The following is a 16,251-nucleotide window of genomic DNA, read 5'->3' on the forward strand; positions in this document are numbered from 1 at the left end:
CCCGGAATGCCCGCCCGCGTTTTTCACAACGTCATTGTTGCTTAATTCCGGGCGGCCGGGCAAGCCAGGCCCTGACCAGCCGGAATGCCGTGCGTCACGTTAGGGTTGCCTAACCTGCCGGAGCGCCGGCGATCTCCGGTGCACCGGCGGGCGGGTTCTCCCCCGGCCGCACCGCGGCCGTCGACTCCCGCACCACCAGGCTCGTCTCCAGGGTGGTCTGCGCGGCCGCTCCGTTCCCCCGCGCGTCCACGGCCTGCAGCAGGAGATCGACCGCCGTGCGCCCGGCCGCGGCGGTGGGCATCGCGACGGTGGTGAGCTTGGGACGGTTGAGCCGGCCGGCCACCGTGTCGTCCACCCCCACCACACTCATCCCGGCGGGCACCTCCACACCGCGGGCGGCGAGCCCTTCGATCAGTCCGATGGCGACCAGGTCGTTGTAGGCGATCACTCCGGTGGCCCGGCATCCGAGCACCTCAGGTGCCGCGTCGGTGCCGCCGCGCTCGGTGGGCGAGTTGGGTCCGATGACCGTCAGCTCCGCCCCGGCCGCCGCGGCCTCGGCGGTGGCCGCCTTGCGCATCTGCTCGCTGGTCCACGAGCCGCGCGGGCCGCCGAGGAGGGCCAGCCGGCGGTGCCCGAGGGAGGTCAGGTGGCGCACCGCCTGAACGGCCCCGCTGCCCACGTCCATCAGCACCGCGGACAGGCCCTTGACCCGCCGGTTGACCACCACGAACGGCAACTCCATCCCCAGCCGCTCGATGGAGTGGTTGGTCAGCCGGGGGCTCACCAGCACCACGCCGTCCACCTGCTTGGCCAGGGTCTGGATCAGCTCCTGCTCCTCCTGCGGATCCTCGTCGGTGTCGGCGACGAAGACGTGGTAGCCGCGTTCCCTGGCATATGCCTGGGCGGCCTTGATCAGCGGCGGGAAGAAGGGGTTGGCGATGTCCGCGACGATCAGCCCGAGGTTGTGGGTACGGCCGGTGGTCAGCGCCCTGGCCGCCTGGTTGGGGCGGTACCCCAGCTGTGTCGCGGCGGCCAGCACCCGCTCCCGGGTGTCGGCGTTCACCATGTGGGGAGCCGAGAAGGTGCGGGAGACCGTGGAGACGTGCACCCCCGCCGCCTGCGCCACGTCCCGGATCGTCACGGCCACAGCGGCTCCTTCCCAGCGTCGTCACCGGCGGAGAAACGGTAGACCGTGGTGGAGGTGTACTCCTCGCCCGGGCGCAGCACGGTGGAGGGGAAGTCCGGCCGGTTGGGCGAGTCGGGGAAGTGCTGGGTCTCCAGGCACAGCCCGCTGCCGCGGCCGAAGACGCGGTCCCGCAGCTGATTGCCGGAGTAGAACTGCACGCCCGGCTCGGTGGTGTCGACCCGCAGTACCCGGCCGCTGCCCGGCTCCGTCACCACGGCGGCCGGGCTCGGCGCCCCGTCCGGGCCCGGGCCGGGCAGGACGAAGGTGTGGTCGTAGCCGCCGGCCCGCCGCAGTTGCGGGTGGTCCTCCTGAATCCGGGCACCGACCGGGACCGGGGAGGAGAAGTCGAAGGGTGTGCCGACGGTGGGCGCGGGCGGACCGGCGGGGATCATGTGCTCGTCGACCGGCAGGTATCGGTCCGCGCGCAGCGCGAGGAGGTGGCCGAGGATGTCACCGGACCCCGCACCGGCCAGGTTGAAGTAGGAGTGCTGGGTGAGGTTGACGTGGGTCGGCGCGTCGGTCACCGCCCGGTATCCGATTCTCAGCTCGCCACCGTGCCCGGTGCCGGTCACCGCATAGGTCACCTCGGCCCGGAGGTTGCCCGGCCAGCCCTGGTCGCCGTCCTCGCTGTCCAGTGCGAGGACCAGCCGGTCGGGCCCGGCGTGTTGCACGCTCCACACCCGCCGGTCGAAACCCGTCCCGCCCCCGTGCAGGCTGTTCGGCCCGTCGTTGACCGGGAGACGGAACGTCCGGCCCTCCAGGGTGAAGCGCCCGCCGGCGACGCGGTTGCCGAACCGGCCGACCACGGCGCCGAAGAACTGGCTCCGGGTCAGGTAGTCCTCCATGGAGTCCAGGCCGATCACGACGTTGTCCATCCCGCCGTGCCGGTCCGGCACCTCCAGGCTCTGCACCACGCAGCCGTAGGTCAGGACGCGTGCCCGCAGCCCGGCGGCGGTCAGGGTGTAGCGCTCGACCGGTGTGCCGTCGGCGCTTCGGCCGAAGTCTTCTCTCACGCTCCCCACCGTAGCGTGCAAGCGGTTGCCATAAAAGTACGCCGAGGGCCTTGACGTTTACCGAGGGGTGCGGCACGGTTCTGCAACCGGTTGTAGGGATTGGAGACCCATGAAACTGGTCACACCGAGCGCGGCCCCCGGCAGCGCCGCGACGTCCGTCGCCGGCGGACGCCCGCCGGTACCACCTGCCCGCGTCCGCGTGGCCCTCAGCGGATGCTCACGGTACCGCCGGCAGCGGTCACCGCACCCGGCCGCGGCGGGATCCGCACGGTGACCGCCACCGCCAGCTGTACCCGGCCCTCCGGCACCGCCGTGCCGGCCGTCGCCGCACTGCGCGCGGAGGCGTACCGGGCGCCCCTGCCCCGTCCCTGGGGACCGAACGTCCCGGCACATCATGTGATCGTCGCCGAGGTCACCCTGACCGACGGACGCACCGGCACCGGGTTCACCTGGACGCCGGCCACCGGTGCCCTCGCGGTGCTGGCGCTGCTCGACCACGACTGCGCCCCCGCCGTCACCGGTCTGCCGGCCCACCCGGAGACGGTGTGGGACACCCTGTGGCTCCATCTGCGGGAAGCCGGTGCCGGCGGCATCACCACGCTGGCCATGGCCGCCGTCGACATCGCACTGTGGGACCTGCGGGCGTCGGCGGCCGGACACTGCCTGGCCGACGAACTGGGCCGGCGGCGCGACACGGTGCCGGTGTACGGCAGCGGCGTCAACCTTCACTACACGCTCGGCGAACTGACCGCCCAGGCCCGCCGCTGGGTGGAACGCGGCCACCGGGCCGTCAAGATCAAGGTCGGTCACGAGGAGCTGGCGGTGGACGTCGAGCGGGTCGCAGCCGTCCGTGAGGTGATCGGCCCGGACGTCGCCCTGATGATCGACGCCAACCAGCGATGGGATCTGTTCCGCGCCCGCCGCGCCGTCGCCGCGCTGGAGCCCTTCGGCCTGCACTGGGTCGAGGAGCCGCTGCCGGCGGACGACCTCGCCGGCCAGGCGAGGCTGCGCCGGGACACCGGCGTCCCGCTCGCGGCGGGCGAGAACGTCCGCACCGTCCGCGGCTTCCGCGACCTGCTGACGGCGGAAGCCTGCGACGTCCTGCAGCCGAACGTGGCCCGGGTCGGCGGCATCACGCCATTCCGCCGCATCGGTGAACTGGCCCGGGCCTTCGACGTCCCGGTCCACCCCCATCTGCTGCCCGACCTGTCGGGTCAGCTGGCCTGCGCGCTCCCGCTGCCGGCCATGGTGGAGGACGTCGAGGACGCCTCCTTCGCCCGTCTGGGCATCCTGCGCAACCCCGCGCCCGTCAACCTCGACGGCTCCGTCCTGCGGCTCACCGGACAGCCGGGGCACGGCCTGCGCTTCGACGTCGACCACCTCCGGAAGGCGAGCCGATGAGGAGCTCACCCGCATGACCGATACCCAGGTGCGCACACCGGCACCTCCCGCCCTCGCAGCCCCCAGGCCCCCCGACCGGGCCATGCTGCGCCGCCGCCGGCGAAAGGAGACGCTGACCGCCTTCCTCTTCCTGGCACCCTGGTTCCTCGGCCTGGCCGCGATCACCGCGGGTCCCCTGGTGACCTCGCTCTACCTGTCGTTCACCGACTACAGCCTGATCGGTGACACGAACTGGGTGGGCATGGACAACTACACCCGGATGTTCAGCGAGGATCCCCGGTATCTCAAGGCGCTCAGCAACACCGCGGTCTACGTCTTCGTCTCGGTACCGCTCCAGCTGACCTTCGCGCTCGCGCTGGCGCTTCTGCTGGACCGCGGCGTGAGCGGACTGCCGATCTACCGGTCGGTCTACTACCTGCCGTCCCTGCTGGGCAGCAGCGTCGCCATCGCCATCCTGTGGCGGAAGATCTTCGGGGCCGACGGTCTGTTCAACGACTTCCTCGGCCTCTTCGGCATCCAGGGCACCAGCTGGGTCTCCGACCCCAGCACCGCGCTGGGCACCCTGATCGTGCTCAACGTATGGACCTTCGGGTCGCCCATGGTCATCTTCCTGGCCGGCCTGCGGCAGATCCCCCGCAGCTACTACGAGGCCGCCAGCCTCGACGGCGCGGGAAGGATCCGGCAGTTCTTCTCCGTCACCCTTCCGCTGCTGACCCCGATCATCTTCTTCAATCTGATCCTCCAGCTCATCAACGCCTTCCAGTCGTTCACCCAGGCGTTCGTGGTGAGCGGCGGAAACGGAAGCCCGGCGGACTCGACGCTCTTCTACACGATGTACATCTATCTGAAGGGCTTCGGACCGTCCATGGAAATGGGCTACGCGTCCGCCATGGCCTGGGTTCTGGTGGCCATCATCGCCATCCTGACAGGCGTGAACTTCCTCCTGTCGAAGTATTGGGTGTTCTACAATGACAAATAAGCCCGCACCGGGTACTTCCGGACTCAACGACACCCTGTTCGGGCGGGGACTGCGGGCCGTGCAGGGAAAGAAGCTCCTCACGCACGCGGCACTGATCCTCTTCGGACTGGTCATGCTGTACCCGCTGCTGTGGATGATCTCCAGTTCCCTCAAACCGGAGGAACTCATCTTCCGGCAGCCCGGTCTGATCCCGACGACGATCACCTTCGAGAACTTCAGCCAGGGGTGGAACGCCCTGCGGCACCCGTTCACCCACTACTTCGTCAACTCCGCCGTGGTGACGATGGGCGCGGTGGTCGGCAACCTCGTCGCCTGCTCGCTGGCCGCCTACGCCTTCGCCCGGCTGGAGTTCCCGCTGAAGCGGGTCTGGTTCGCCATCATGCTCGGTTCGATCATGCTGCCGCTGCACGTGGTGATCGTCCCGCAGTACATCCTGTTCTCCGAGCTCGGCTGGATCAACACCTTCTACCCGCTGATCGTGCCAAAACTACTGGCCACCGACGCGTTCTTCATCTTCTTGATGGTGCAGTTCATCCGCACCCTTCCCAAGGACCTGGACGAGGCCGCCGTCATCGACGGCGCCGGTCACTGGCGGATCTTCAGCCGGATCATCATCCCGCTGTCGATGCCCGCCCTGGCCACCACGGCCATCTTCACCTTCATCTGGACGTGGAACGACTTCCTCACCCAGCTGATCTTCCTGACGGACCCGGACATGTTCACGGTACCCGTCGCTCTGCGCACGTTCATGGACTCCAGCGGGCAATCCTCCTGGGGCCCCATGTTCGCCATCTCCGTTCTTTCGCTCGGCCCGATCTTCGGATTCTTCCTGGCGGGACAGAAATACCTCGTGCGCGGTATCGCCACCACCGGCCTCAAGTAGGATTCGCCTCACATCTAGGAGAGTTTCCGTGTTCCACCGGAGAGAAAGAATACTGCCGGCCCTGATGATCGCCGGCGCCCTCACGCTCACCGCCGCCTGCGGAGGGGGTGACAACGTCGGGTCGGATGACGGGGACGGCCAGGTGACCCTGCGGTTCAGCTGGTGGGGCAACGACAGCCGCCACGAGCTCACCCAGCAGGCCATCGACCTGTTCGAGGAGAAGAACCCGGACATCACGGTGGAACCCGAGTTCTCCGACTGGGACTCCTACTACGACCGGCTCACCACCCAGATGGCGTCCGGGAAGTCTCCCGACGTCTTCGCCGTCGAGATCCGCCGTCTCGGCGAGTTCGCCACCCGGGGCACCCTGGCCGACGTCGGCGCCCTGGTGAACACCGGTGACCTCAACGAGGAGGTGCTGGCCTCGGGGAACGTGAACGGCACCCAGTACGCCGTGCCGACCGGCGCCAACACCTTCGCCGTCACCGCGAACCTGGCGGTCCTCGAGGACGCCGGGGTGGAGCCGCCGGACGACGCGACCTGGACCTGGGACGACTACATCGAGCTCAGCGCCGAGATCACCGAGGCCACCGGCGCCGGGGTGTACGGCACCCAGCTGTCGTACAACGACGCCTACCTGAACATCTTCGCCGCCCAGCGCGGCGAGAGCGTCTACACCGACGACGGACTCGGCGTGTCGGCCGAGACGGTCGCCGACTGGTACCGGAGCCACCTCGGCCTCATCGACGCCCAGGCCTCGCCCGACGCCGCGACGAGCACCGAGATCGGCTCCACCGGCATCGAGACATCCCTGGTGGCCACGAACCAGGGCGCCCTCGGCATGTGGTGGAGCAACCAGCTCAGCGCCATCACCGCCGGCTCGGGCGAGGAGATCGAGCTGCTGCGCATGCCCAAGGACCCCGGTGCGGTCAGTGGCGGGATGTTCCTGCAGCCGACCATGTTCTGGACCGTGAGCGAGAACAGCGAGCGCAAGGAGGCGGCCGGCAAGCTGATCGACTTCCTGGTGAACGACCCGGAGGCCGGCGCGATCCTCGGCTCCGACCGCGGTCTGCCGATGAACGCCACGGTGCTCGCGGAGATCGAGTCCACCCTGCCGGAGCCCGACCGGATGTCCCTGGAGTTCATCAACACCCTGGGAGACGAACTCTCCGCGCCCGAGCCGCCGCCCACCGGCGCCGGTGAGATACCGCCGATGCTGGAGCGCTACGGCGAGGAGGTCATCTTCGACCGCATGAGCCCGCAGGAGGCGGCCGAGGCGTTCATCGCCGAGGCGAGTTCGACCCTGGGCTGACCGCCCCCGCGCCCCGCGGTGCCGCCCGACGGCGCCACCGCGGGGCGGCACCGTGTCCCGCCCTCACCCCCGACAACGGAAAGGCCCTTCCTGTGACCCGCCGCTACGCCTTCGTGGGACTCGGGCACCGTGCGCAGATGTATGTGGACGCGCTGCTCGGCGACTGGAGCGACGCCGGGGAGATCGTCGCGCTGTGCGACGTGAACCGGACCCGCATGGACTACTACAACGACCGCATCGCCGCGGCGGGCCGCGAACGCGTGCCGTGCCACCGTCCCGGGGAGTTCGGGACGATGCTGGAGAGCGCCGACGCGGTGGTGGTCGCGACGGTCGACGCCACCCATGCCGACTACGTGTGCGCGGCACTGGACGCCGGCAAGGATGTCGTGGTGGAGAAGCCGCTCACCACCGACGCCGAGGGATGCGCGCGGATCGCCGAGGCCGCCGGACGCAGTCCGGGCCGCCTCGTGGTGACGTTCAACTACCGCTACTCCCCGCGGAACTCCGCGGTCCGCGCGCTGATCGCCGAGGGACGCATCGGGGAGGTCACCTCCGTCCATTTCGAGTGGGCGCTGGACACCATCCACGGGGCCGACTACTTCCGCCGCTGGCACCGGGACAAAGCGTCCTCCGGCGGGCTGCTGGTCCACAAGGCCACGCACCACTTCGACCTGGTCAACTGGTGGCTGGCCGCCCGCCCCGAACTGGTCTTCGCCCAGACCGACCTGCGGTTCTACGGCAGTGAGAACGCCGCCGCGCGGGGGGCCGGCCCGCGGCCGCCGCGCGGGCACGGTGCCCCGCAGCTCGGCCGCGACCCCTTCATCCTCGACATCTCCGCCGACCCGCGGCTCAGGCGCCTGTACCTGGACGCCGAGCACGAGGACGGCTACATCCGCGACCAGGACGTGTTCGGCGAGGGTGTGACCATCGACGACACCATGGCCGTCCTCGTCCGGTACGACAACCGGGCACTGCTGACCTACTCGCTCACCGCGCATGCGCCGTTCGAGGGCTACCGGGTGGTCGTCAACGGCACGGCGGGCCGCATCGAGCTGGCGGTCTGCGAGCGGTCCTGGACTCCTCCGGACGCCGCCGTGGACCCCACCGCCGCCTCGAAGGACAAGGCCCCCGGAGCCTGGGAACGGCTCACCGTGCAGGAGCACTGGAAGGAGGCGGAGGAGGTGGAGATCCCCGGCGGGGAGGGCGGTCACGGCGGCGGTGACCGGCTGCTGCTGGACGATGTCTTCCGCGGCCCCTCCGCCGACCCGCTGGCGCGGCAGGCCGGCTACCGGGACGGCATCCGCAGCGTGCTCATCGGGGTGGCGGCCGGCACCTCGGCCGCCACCGGCCGGCCCGTCCCTCTCACCGAGGGCGGCACCCGGATGTCACCCCCTGCCTAGACGGCAACCGCTTGCGGCTTTCCCGGCCGGACGGGCTGCCTCCGAGCGGGGCCGCCCGTCCGCTTCGCGCCGGCTGTCGTGTCAGCACCGGGTGCACATGCCCTTTCGGGCAGCCCTTCACCTGGCCGCCGCGCAGCAAACGCTTTCTCAGCGGAGCCCGCCCATGTGCTTCTCGCCGGACCCTCGCGTCACCGCAACCGGTTGCATGGGACAGATGCACGGGCCCGGCATCTCAGAGGCAGCCCTGCGGCGGCGGGTCCCCGGGGCGCCCGTAGACTCGCGGGCATGCACCCTGCAGCAGCCGGGCCGGCCGTCGAGGCCACCGGTCTGACGAAGTCCTACGGCCGTACGAAGGCCCTGGACGGGCTGGATCTCACCGTGGAGCGCGGCACCGTCACCGCTGTGCTCGGACCCAACGGCGCGGGCAAGACCACCACCGTCGAGGCCTGCGAGGGCTACCGCAGCCCCGACGCCGGACGACTGCGTGTGCTCGGGCTGGACCCGGTGGCCGACGCGGCGGCGTTGCGCCCGCGGATCGGCGTGATGCTGCAGAGCGGCGGCATCTACCCCGGGGTCCGGGCCGGCGAGATGCTGCGCCACATGGCGAAGCTGTACGCCCACCCCGTCGACCCGGACGCCCTGAGCGAGCGGCTGGGGCTGGGCCCCTGCGGACGCACGCCCTACCGCCGGCTCTCGGGCGGGCAGCAGCAGCGGCTGGCGCTCGCACTGGCCGTGGTCGGCCGTCCCGAGCTGGTCTTCCTCGACGAACCGACGGCCGGGCTGGACCCGCAGGCCCGGCGGGCGGCCTGGGAGCTGGTGCGCGAACTGCGCGCGGACGGGGTCACCGTCGTGCTCACCACCCACTTCATGGACGAGGCGGAGGAACTCGCCGACGCCGTGGCCGTCATCGACACCGGCCGGGTGATCGCCCACGGTTCCCCCGCCGAGCTCTGCCGCGGCGGGGCGGAGGCAGGACTGCGCTTCTCCGGCCGCCCCGGGCTGGATCTCGCCTCCCTGCGCGAGGTGCTCCCCGCCGGCACCGAGGTGACCGAGACGGCGGCGGGCAGCTACCGGGTCGCCGGGGAGGCCGGTCCGCAGCTGCTGGCCGACGTCACGGCCTGGTGCGCGCGCAACGGGGTGATGCCCGACCGGATCACCACCCGGCGGCACACCCTGGAGGATGTCTTCCTGGACCTGACCGGCAAGGAGCTGCGCCCGTGAGCACCCCCGCCTCCGCCGGCACCCACCGGCCCCGCCCCGGTGCCGCGCCGTTGCCCCGCATGATCGCGGCGCAGGCGGCCCTGGAGACCCGGATGCTGCTGCGCCACGGTGAACAACTGCTCCTCACCGTGATCATTCCGACGCTGCTGCTGGTGCTCTTCGCCACCGTGGACCTCGTGGCGGTGCCCGGCGGCGGCGAACGGATCGACTTCCTGGCCCCCGGCATCCTGGCGCTGGCCGTGCTGTCCACCGCGTTCACCGGCCAGGCCATCGCCACCGGCTTCGAGCGGCGCTACGGGGTGCTCAAGCGGCTGGGCACCTCCCCGCTGCCGCGCTGGGGTCTGCTGTGCGCCAAGACCTGCGCGGTGCTGGTGACCCTGACCCTGCAGGCCCTGCTGCTGACCGCGGTGGCCCTGGCCCTGGGCTGGTCCCCGCAGGGTTCCTGGCCCGCGGCCGCGGGCCTGATGCTGCTGGGCACCGCCGCCTTCTCGGGGCTGGGCCTGCTGATGGCCGGCACGCTGCGGGCCGAGGCGACGCTGGCGGCCGCCAATCTCGTCTTCCTCCTGCTGCTGCTCGGCGGCGGTGTGGTCATCCCCCTGGAGAGCTTCCCGGCGGCAGTGCGGCCGGTCCTGGAGCTGCTTCCGGTCAGCGCCCTGGCCGACGGGCTGCGGGACGTCCTGGGAGGCGAAGGGGTGCCCTGGGGCAGCGCCGCGGTGCTCGCCGTGTGGGCGCTGGTGGCGGCCACCGCGGCCGCCCGCTTCTTCCGCTGGGAGTGACCGGCGCCCGGCCCTCGTGAATCGGTGCACAAGCGCTGCGCCTACCATGAACGGGTGCCGAAGATGCTGGAAGCCGTACGCAACCCCCTCGCCTTCATCGCCCGGCGATGGACGCCGCAGCCGCAGACCGTGCGACGCGCCGCGCTCACCGCGCTCGTGTTCAGCGTCGTCATCGTGGTCACCGGTGGCGCCGTCCGGCTGACCGGCTCCGGGCTGGGCTGCGACACCTGGCCCAAGTGCACCGACGACAGTCTTGTCGTCACCGCCGAGATGGGCTGGCACGGCGTGATCGAGTTCGGCAACCGCATGCTGACGTACGTGCTGAGCGCGGCCGTCGGCTGGACCATCGTCGCCGCTCGGGCCGCGAAGCCGGCTCGCCCGGGGCTGGTCCGCATGGCCTGGGCACAGTTCTTCGTCGTGGCCGGCAACGCGGTGCTGGGCGGCATCACGGTGCTCACCGGCCTGAACCCGTACATCGTGGCCGGTCACTTCCTGCTGGCCACGGCGCTGATCTCGGTGGCCACGGTGACCTGGCAGCGAGCCCGCGAGGGGGACGCGGCCCCGCGGCCGCTGGTGGGCGTCCCGGTCCGGCGGGCGGTTGTCGCCCTGACCTGGCTGACCGGCGCGCTCATCGTGGCGGGCACGGCGGTGACCGGCACCGGCCCGCACGCGGGGGACGCCGGTGACATCCAGCGGATGCCCTTCGACTGGGAGGCCGTCACCCGGGTGCACACCGGACTCGCCTGGATGGTGGTCCTGGGCACGCTCATCGTCTGGGCCGCGCTCCGCCTGACGGACGCCCCCGGCGACCCCCGGGCCCGGGTGCGGGAGCTGCTGATCGTCCTGCTGGCGCAGGGTGCCATCGGCTACGCGCAGTACCTGACAGAACTGCCGGAGCTCCTGGTGGGCCTGCATCTGCTGGGCTCCGCGCTGGTGTGGATCGCCATGCTGAGGCTGCTGCTCGCGCTGCGCGAGCGGGGCCCGGCGCCCACGGCGGTGTCCACCGGGCCGCGGGCGCCCGAGGTGTCCCCGGGCGTGCCGGAGCCCTCCGGTCAGCCCACCGCGACCACCTCGTCCTCCAGCCGGTAGATCCGGCGGGCGGTGCCGCCGGCGACCAGGGCCCCGATCCGGTGGGCCTGCGCCGGGGTGCACTCGCCCTCCGCGACCCACTCGGCCAGCAGCCGCTCCATCCCCCGCTCGAACTGCCGCACCCGCAGCACGTGCATCTCCGGGAGCCCCCACGCGCCGGTGGAGAACAGCAGCCTGCTGAAGGGCGCCTCGCCCAGGGTGTGCCGGGGGTCGGGGCCGACATCGGCGTACACGTGCGGGTAGGCCGCGGCCAGCCGGGCGGCGGCCCTGTGGTGCGGACGGCGCGGCAGCAGCACCACGGTGCCGGTTCCGGCGACGGCCTCCAGCAGTCCGGCGAGCGGCGTCGGGTCCGCGCAGCGCAGCTGGAGTGGCCGGCCGGTGGTGAGTGCCGCCCACAGCAGGTGGCGCAGCAGCGTCGGATCGGCGGTGTTCCGGCGGACCGGCCGGGTGCGGCGCCCGCGGTCGGTGAGCCACCGTCCCGCGGCCCGCTGCACCTCCCCGATGCCGGGAGCGGCGGGCTCGGCGACGGCCGAGGCATCGCAGACGAAGGCGACGGCACCGCGGCCGGCGGCAGTGTGCAGGGCGTCGGCGCTGCCGGTCAGCAGGGAGCGGACGGTCGAGGCGGTCTCGGCGGCACGTACGGCCAGCCGGTCCAGGCCGACGATCTCGTGACCGCGCCCGCCGGCGGCCTGTGCCAGTTCCCGGGGGCTGGTGAGATCCTCCTCACCGTATCCGGCCGGTCCCCCCGGGCCGTGCGGGGCCGGCAGCGGTCCGGCCGGATCCACCAGAAAGGTGCCGATGCCGGTGCCGCGCAGCAGCGCCCGGCCGGCCGCGAAGGCGCCCAGTTCGCGGCGGCGGGCGAGATAACGCACGGCCGGGCAGCGCGGTTCCAGGCCCAGCAGCGGAGGGCACCAGCGCAGCAGGGCCAGCCCGGCCCGGGTGTCGAATAAGCTCCCGGCGCCCCGGCCTCCGGGGACGGCACCCGCGGCGGCGCCGAAGTACCGCTCGAAGCTCCCGATGCCGAGCTCGCCGTGCAGCACCCCGTGGCTGTGAGTGTCCACCAGGGGCAGCCGGTGCGGGCCGCGTCGCTCGTGCACAACCGCTCCCGGTGTCGCGCGCCGTCCCCGGAGGCTTCCGGGGGACCCGGGGTCAGCTGTTGGCGGGTCCGCCGACCTGTATACCCGCCATCCGGGACCACTCATAGCGGCCGGTGCGCATCCGGCCGGCCAGTTCGCCGTCCAGAGCGTCGTGCAGGGTCACTCCGGCCTGTTCGGCCGCCCGCTCGGCGGCGCCGCGGCGGGCGGCGACCAGGTCGCCCCACGCGCCGTCCGCTCCGACGAGCACCAGCCGGAAGCCGCGGGCACCGAGATACGCCAGCTGTCCGTCCGCGCCGCCCCCGTGGGCGGCGGCGAAGGCCCGGATCTGCTTGGTGAGCCGGGCGGTCTCGCGCGCGGACCGGCGCTCCTCGCGGCGGTCCGCCTGTCCGTCGGGACGCTCTTCGGCTTCGTGCGTGTCTGCCATGCCGATGATGCTACCGGCAGGTAGGGGTCAGCGCAGGAAGGGGTCGATGGCCACGGCCACGAACAGCAGCGACACGTAGGTGATGGACCAGTGGAACAGCCGCATCTCCTTGAGCTTCGCGCCGGCCGCTCCGGCCTTCGCCCTGGCCTGCAGACCGTGCGCCTCCCACAGCCACCAGCCGCCGGTGAGCAGCGCGACGACGGGATAGAACCATCCGGTGTACCCCAGCGGCCACAGCGTCAGGGAGACCGCCACCATCACCCAGCTGTAGATCACGATCTGCCGGGCGACCACCGTGTTGGCCGCGACGACGGGGAGCATCGGCACACCGACGCGCGCGTAGTCCTCCTTGACCTTCATCGACAGCGGCCAGTAGTGCGGGGGGGTCCAGAAGAAGATGACCAGGAAGAGGACGACGGCGGCCCAGGACAGCGAGTTGGTCACCGAGGACCAGCCGATGAGCACGGGCATGCAGCCCGCGATGCCGCCCCAGACGATGTTCTGGGCCGTGCGGCGCTTGAGCCACATCGTGTAGACGACGACGTAGAACAGCAGCGCGCCCAGGGCGAGGGCGGCGGACAGCCAGTTGACCAGGAGCCCGAACCACAGGGTGGAGACCACACCCAGGGTGATACCGAAGACCAGCGCCTCACGCGGAGTCACGATGCCGGTGACCAGCGGGCGCTGCTCGGTACGGTGCATCAGCGCGTCGATGTCACGGTCCAGGTACATGTTCAGCGCGTTGGCACCGCCTGCCGACAGGTAGCCGCCCAGGCAGGTGGCCAGCACCAGCCACAGGTCGGGCACTCCCTGCGCCGCCAGGAACATCACCGGCACCGTGGTGATGAGCAGCAGTTCGATGATGCGCGGCTTCGTCAGGGCGACGAACGCCTTGATCCTGGCCCCACGCGGCCGGTGGCCGGAACTCTCGGCGAGCTCCTGCACGGGACGGGAATCGACGGCCGTCACGGACACCCCTGGTTGTGCGACTTCAGCGACTGGCGCTGCGGACAGTCAAGCGAACCCCGGCCCCGGTCGGCGGCTGAACGGAAGCTCGCACGTACCACGCCACTGTAGACGCCCGACATACCCCGCTTGTCTCCGGGGTGGCCCGTGTTGGCGCGGAGCCACCGGCCGCCCGGGGGCTCGCACGAGCGCCGCGCGGCCCGCCCGAGCACACTCGGACGAGCGGGCCTCAGCCCCCCTGAGCAGCGGCGACCAGAGTAGCGAACGGGTGCGTAGGGCCGGGCCGGCAGCGGTAGGCTCAACAGCGCCCGGTGCCCTCCCCGCCCGCGGTTCCGGTGGGGCTCCGGCGCCCTTCGGTCTTACCAACCGCCCGACCGCGGAGAGGAGCCCTGACGCAGGGTGAGCAACAAGCCGGCCAACACCGACTTCGAATGGACCGAACTGGACCAGCGGGCCGTGGACACCGTCCGGGTCCTGGCCATGGACTCCGTGCAGAAGGTCGGCAACGGCCATCCCGGCACGGCCATGAGCCTGGCACCGGCCGCCTACGTGCTCTTCCAGAAGGTCATGCGGCACGATCCCTCCGAGCCCGACTGGACGGGCCGGGACCGCTTCGTGCTGTCCGTGGGCCACACCAGCCTGTCCCTGTACATCCAGCTCTACCTGGCCGGCTACGGCCTGGAGCTGGAGGACCTGAAGGCCTTCCGCACCTGGGACAGCCGCACACCCGGTCACCCCGAGCACGGCCACACCGTCGGGGTGGAGACCACCACCGGGCCGCTCGGCCAGGGTGTCGGCAACGCCGTCGGCATGGCGATGGCGGCCCGCTACGAGCGCGGCCTGTTCGACCCCGACGCCGCGCCGGGCACCTCCCCCTTCGACCACACCATCTGGGCGTTCGCCGGTGACGGCTGCCTCCAGGAGGGCGTCGCGGCCGAGGCCTCCTCGCTCGCCGGGCACCAGAAGCTCGGCAATCTGGTGCTCCTGTGGGACGACAATCACATCTCGATCGAGGGTGACACCGAGGCCGCCATCTCCGAGGACGTGGTCCAGCGCTACGAGGCCTACGGCTGGCACGTGCAGCGCGTCCCGCTGGGCGAGAACGGTGACCTGGACCCGCACGCGCTGTACAAGGCGATGAAGGCGGCCCGGGCCGAGACCGAGCGGCCCTCGCTCATCGCCGCCCGCTCGATCATCGCCTGGCCCGCCCCCAACGCCCAGAACACCGGCGCCGCACACGGTGCCGCGCTGGGCGCCGAGGAGGTCGCCGCCACCAAGGAGATCCTGGGCTTCGACCCCGGACGCCACTTCCAGGTCGACGACGCCGTGATCGCCCACACCCGCAAGGCCGTGGACCGCGGCCGCGCCGCCCGCGCCGCCTGGGACGAGCAGCTGGCCGCCTGGCGGGAGGCCCACCCGGAGCGCTCCGCCCGGTACGACCGCATCCGCGCGGGCGAGCTCCCCAAGGACTGGGAGCAGGCGCTGCCGGTCTTCGAGCCCGGCAAGGATGTCGCCACCCGCAAGGCCTCCGGCAAGGTCCTGGAGTCCCTCGGCCCGGTGATCCCCGAGCTGTGGGGAGGATCCGCCGACCTGGCCGGCTCCAACAACACCACCATGAACGGATCGACCTCCTTCCTGCCGGCCGGCAATCCGCTCCCCCAGGCAGACCCCTACGGCCGGACGGTGCACTTCGGCATCCGCGAGCACGCCATGGGCGCGGCCATGAACGGCATCGCGCTGCACGGCAACACCCGCATCTACGGCGGCACGTTCCTGGTGTTCTCCGACTACATGCGCCCCTCGGTGCGGCTGGCCGCCCTGATGAAGGCGCCGGTCACCTACGTGTGGACGCACGACTCCATCGGCCTGGGCGAGGACGGACCGACCCACCAGCCGGTCGAGCACCTGGCCGCGCTGCGGGCCATCCCCGGACTCAACGTCGTCCGCCCTGCCGACGCCAACGAGACCGCGCTGGCCTGGCGCGAGATCCTCAAGCGGTTCAGCACCCGGCGCGCCCCGCACGCCCTGGCGCTGACCCGGCAGAACGTGCCGACCTACGCGGCCGACGAGGACGCCGCGAAGGGCGGGTACGTCCACACCGAGGCTTCCGACGGCAAGCCCCGCCTGATCATCGTGGCGACCGGCTCCGAGGTGCAGCTGGCGGTCGCCGCCCGGGAGCAGCTGGAGTCCGAGGGTGTTCCGACCCGGGTCGTCTCCATGCCGTGCGTCGAGTGGTTCGAGGAGCAGGAGCAGTCCTACCGTGACCACGTGCTGCCCCCGGTGGTCAAGGCACGGGTGGCCGTGGAGGCCGGCGTCGGCATGAGCTGGCACCGGTACACCGGTGAGCTGGGCCGCATCATCTCGCTGGAGCACTTCGGCGCGTCCGCCGACTACCAGACACTGTTCCGGGAGTTCGGGATCACCGCCGAGGCCGTGGCCCAGGCGGGCCGGGAATCCGTGGCCGCCGTGGAACGCTGACCTTTCCAGACGATTCGAGCAGGAGA

General features: G+C 71.7%; 14 protein-coding genes. 9 read left to right on the forward strand and 5 right to left on the reverse strand.

Translation table 11 applies throughout. The annotated features are described in order from the left end of the window. Window positions 1-109 precede the first annotated feature (109 nt). Both ABD299_RS14690 and ABD299_RS14695 read right to left on the reverse strand, forming a co-directional pair. Window positions 110-1,147: a LacI family DNA-binding transcriptional regulator gene (locus ABD299_RS14690; protein ID WP_344262360.1), complete on the reverse strand. Its 1,038-nt coding sequence runs from the start codon at window positions 1,145-1,147 to the stop codon at window positions 110-112. Continuing rightward, complete coding sequence (locus ABD299_RS14695; protein ID WP_344262362.1) at window positions 1,138-2,199, reverse strand: aldose epimerase family protein; 1,062 nt, start codon at window positions 2,197-2,199, stop codon at window positions 1,138-1,140. Before ABD299_RS14695 ends, ABD299_RS14690 begins: the two co-directional genes overlap by 10 nt. Window positions 2,200-2,469: 270 nt before the next feature. Between ABD299_RS14695 and ABD299_RS14700 the strand changes: the two genes are divergently transcribed. From ABD299_RS14700 to ABD299_RS14735, 8 genes are all read left to right on the forward strand, one after another. Further along, window positions 2,470-3,600: a mandelate racemase/muconate lactonizing enzyme family protein gene (locus ABD299_RS14700; RefSeq protein WP_344262364.1), complete on the forward strand. Its 1,131-nt coding sequence runs from the start codon at window positions 2,470-2,472 to the stop codon at window positions 3,598-3,600. Window positions 3,601-3,613: 13 nt separating this feature from the next. Continuing rightward, a complete protein-coding gene (locus ABD299_RS14705; RefSeq protein ID WP_344262366.1) occupies window positions 3,614-4,579 on the forward strand; it encodes a carbohydrate ABC transporter permease in 966 nt (321 codons plus the stop codon). Beyond that, a complete protein-coding gene (locus ABD299_RS14710; RefSeq protein WP_344262368.1) occupies window positions 4,569-5,462 on the forward strand; it encodes a carbohydrate ABC transporter permease in 894 nt (297 codons plus the stop codon). Before ABD299_RS14705 ends, ABD299_RS14710 begins: the two co-directional genes overlap by 11 nt. Window positions 5,463-5,490: 28 nt before the next feature. After that, window positions 5,491-6,774 (forward strand): ABC transporter substrate-binding protein, encoded by a 1,284-nt coding sequence (locus tag ABD299_RS14715; RefSeq protein ID WP_344262370.1) that lies wholly within the window; start codon window positions 5,491-5,493, stop codon window positions 6,772-6,774. Between the two features lie 92 nt (window positions 6,775-6,866). After that, a complete protein-coding gene (locus ABD299_RS14720) occupies window positions 6,867-8,174 on the forward strand; it encodes a Gfo/Idh/MocA family protein (protein ID WP_344262372.1) in 1,308 nt (435 codons plus the stop codon). Window positions 8,175-8,459: 285 nt separating this feature from the next. Continuing rightward, entirely contained in the window at window positions 8,460-9,395 is a 936-nt protein-coding gene (locus tag ABD299_RS14725; RefSeq protein ID WP_344262374.1) for an ABC transporter ATP-binding protein, read from the forward strand. A 59-nt stretch (window positions 9,396-9,454) separates the two neighbouring features. Then, window positions 9,455-10,171 (forward strand): ABC transporter permease, encoded by a 717-nt coding sequence (locus ABD299_RS14730; protein WP_344262711.1) that lies wholly within the window; start codon window positions 9,455-9,457, stop codon window positions 10,169-10,171. A 63-nt stretch (window positions 10,172-10,234) separates the two neighbouring features. Next, a complete protein-coding gene (locus ABD299_RS14735) occupies window positions 10,235-11,260 on the forward strand; it encodes a COX15/CtaA family protein (protein ID WP_344262713.1) in 1,026 nt (341 codons plus the stop codon). On the opposite strand, the gene ABD299_RS14740 is transcribed toward ABD299_RS14735, so the two are convergent. Genes ABD299_RS14740 through ABD299_RS14750 form a run of 3 tightly spaced genes read right to left on the reverse strand, consistent with a single transcriptional unit; the run spans window position 11,224 to window position 13,750 of the window. Then, window positions 11,224-12,357, reverse strand: a complete 1,134-nt coding sequence (locus ABD299_RS14740; protein ID WP_344262376.1) for an amidohydrolase — start codon at window positions 12,355-12,357, stop codon at window positions 11,224-11,226. The genes ABD299_RS14735 and ABD299_RS14740 overlap by 37 nt on opposite strands. Window positions 12,358-12,409: 52 nt before the next feature. Continuing rightward, complete coding sequence (locus tag ABD299_RS14745) at window positions 12,410-12,781, reverse strand: hypothetical protein (protein WP_344262378.1); 372 nt, start codon at window positions 12,779-12,781, stop codon at window positions 12,410-12,412. A gap of 27 nt (window positions 12,782-12,808) precedes the next feature. Further along, complete coding sequence (locus ABD299_RS14750) at window positions 12,809-13,750, reverse strand: heme o synthase (protein WP_344262380.1); 942 nt, start codon at window positions 13,748-13,750, stop codon at window positions 12,809-12,811. A gap of 396 nt (window positions 13,751-14,146) precedes the next feature. Here ABD299_RS14750 and tkt point away from each other — a divergent pair, with 396 nt between their 5' ends. After that, complete coding sequence (tkt, locus tag ABD299_RS14755) at window positions 14,147-16,225, forward strand: transketolase (protein ID WP_344262382.1); 2,079 nt, start codon at window positions 14,147-14,149, stop codon at window positions 16,223-16,225. Window positions 16,226-16,251 lie beyond the last annotated feature (26 nt).

Source organism: Streptomyces sodiiphilus, assembly GCF_039529215.1.
GTDB classification, from domain to species: Bacteria; Actinomycetota; Actinomycetes; order Streptomycetales; family Streptomycetaceae; genus Streptomyces; species Streptomyces sodiiphilus.

Bases quoted from the DNA above. Each gene is read 5' to 3' on its own strand.
- ABD299_RS14745 (WP_344262378.1), bottom strand. From the start codon at position 12,781: ATGGCAGACACGCACGAAGCCGAAGAGCGTCCCGACGGACAGGCGGAC.
- ABD299_RS14705 (WP_344262366.1), top strand. From the start codon at position 3,614: ATGACCGATACCCAGGTGCGCACACCGGCACCTCCCGCCCTCGCAGCC.
- ABD299_RS14730 (WP_344262711.1), top strand. From the start codon at position 9,455: ATGATCGCGGCGCAGGCGGCCCTGGAGACCCGGATGCTGCTGCGCCAC.
- ABD299_RS14725 (WP_344262374.1), top strand. From the start codon at position 8,460: ATGCACCCTGCAGCAGCCGGGCCGGCCGTCGAGGCCACCGGTCTGACG.
- ABD299_RS14710 (WP_344262368.1), top strand. From the start codon at position 4,569: ATGACAAATAAGCCCGCACCGGGTACTTCCGGACTCAACGACACCCTG.
- ABD299_RS14735 (WP_344262713.1), top strand. From the start codon at position 10,235: ATGCTGGAAGCCGTACGCAACCCCCTCGCCTTCATCGCCCGGCGATGG.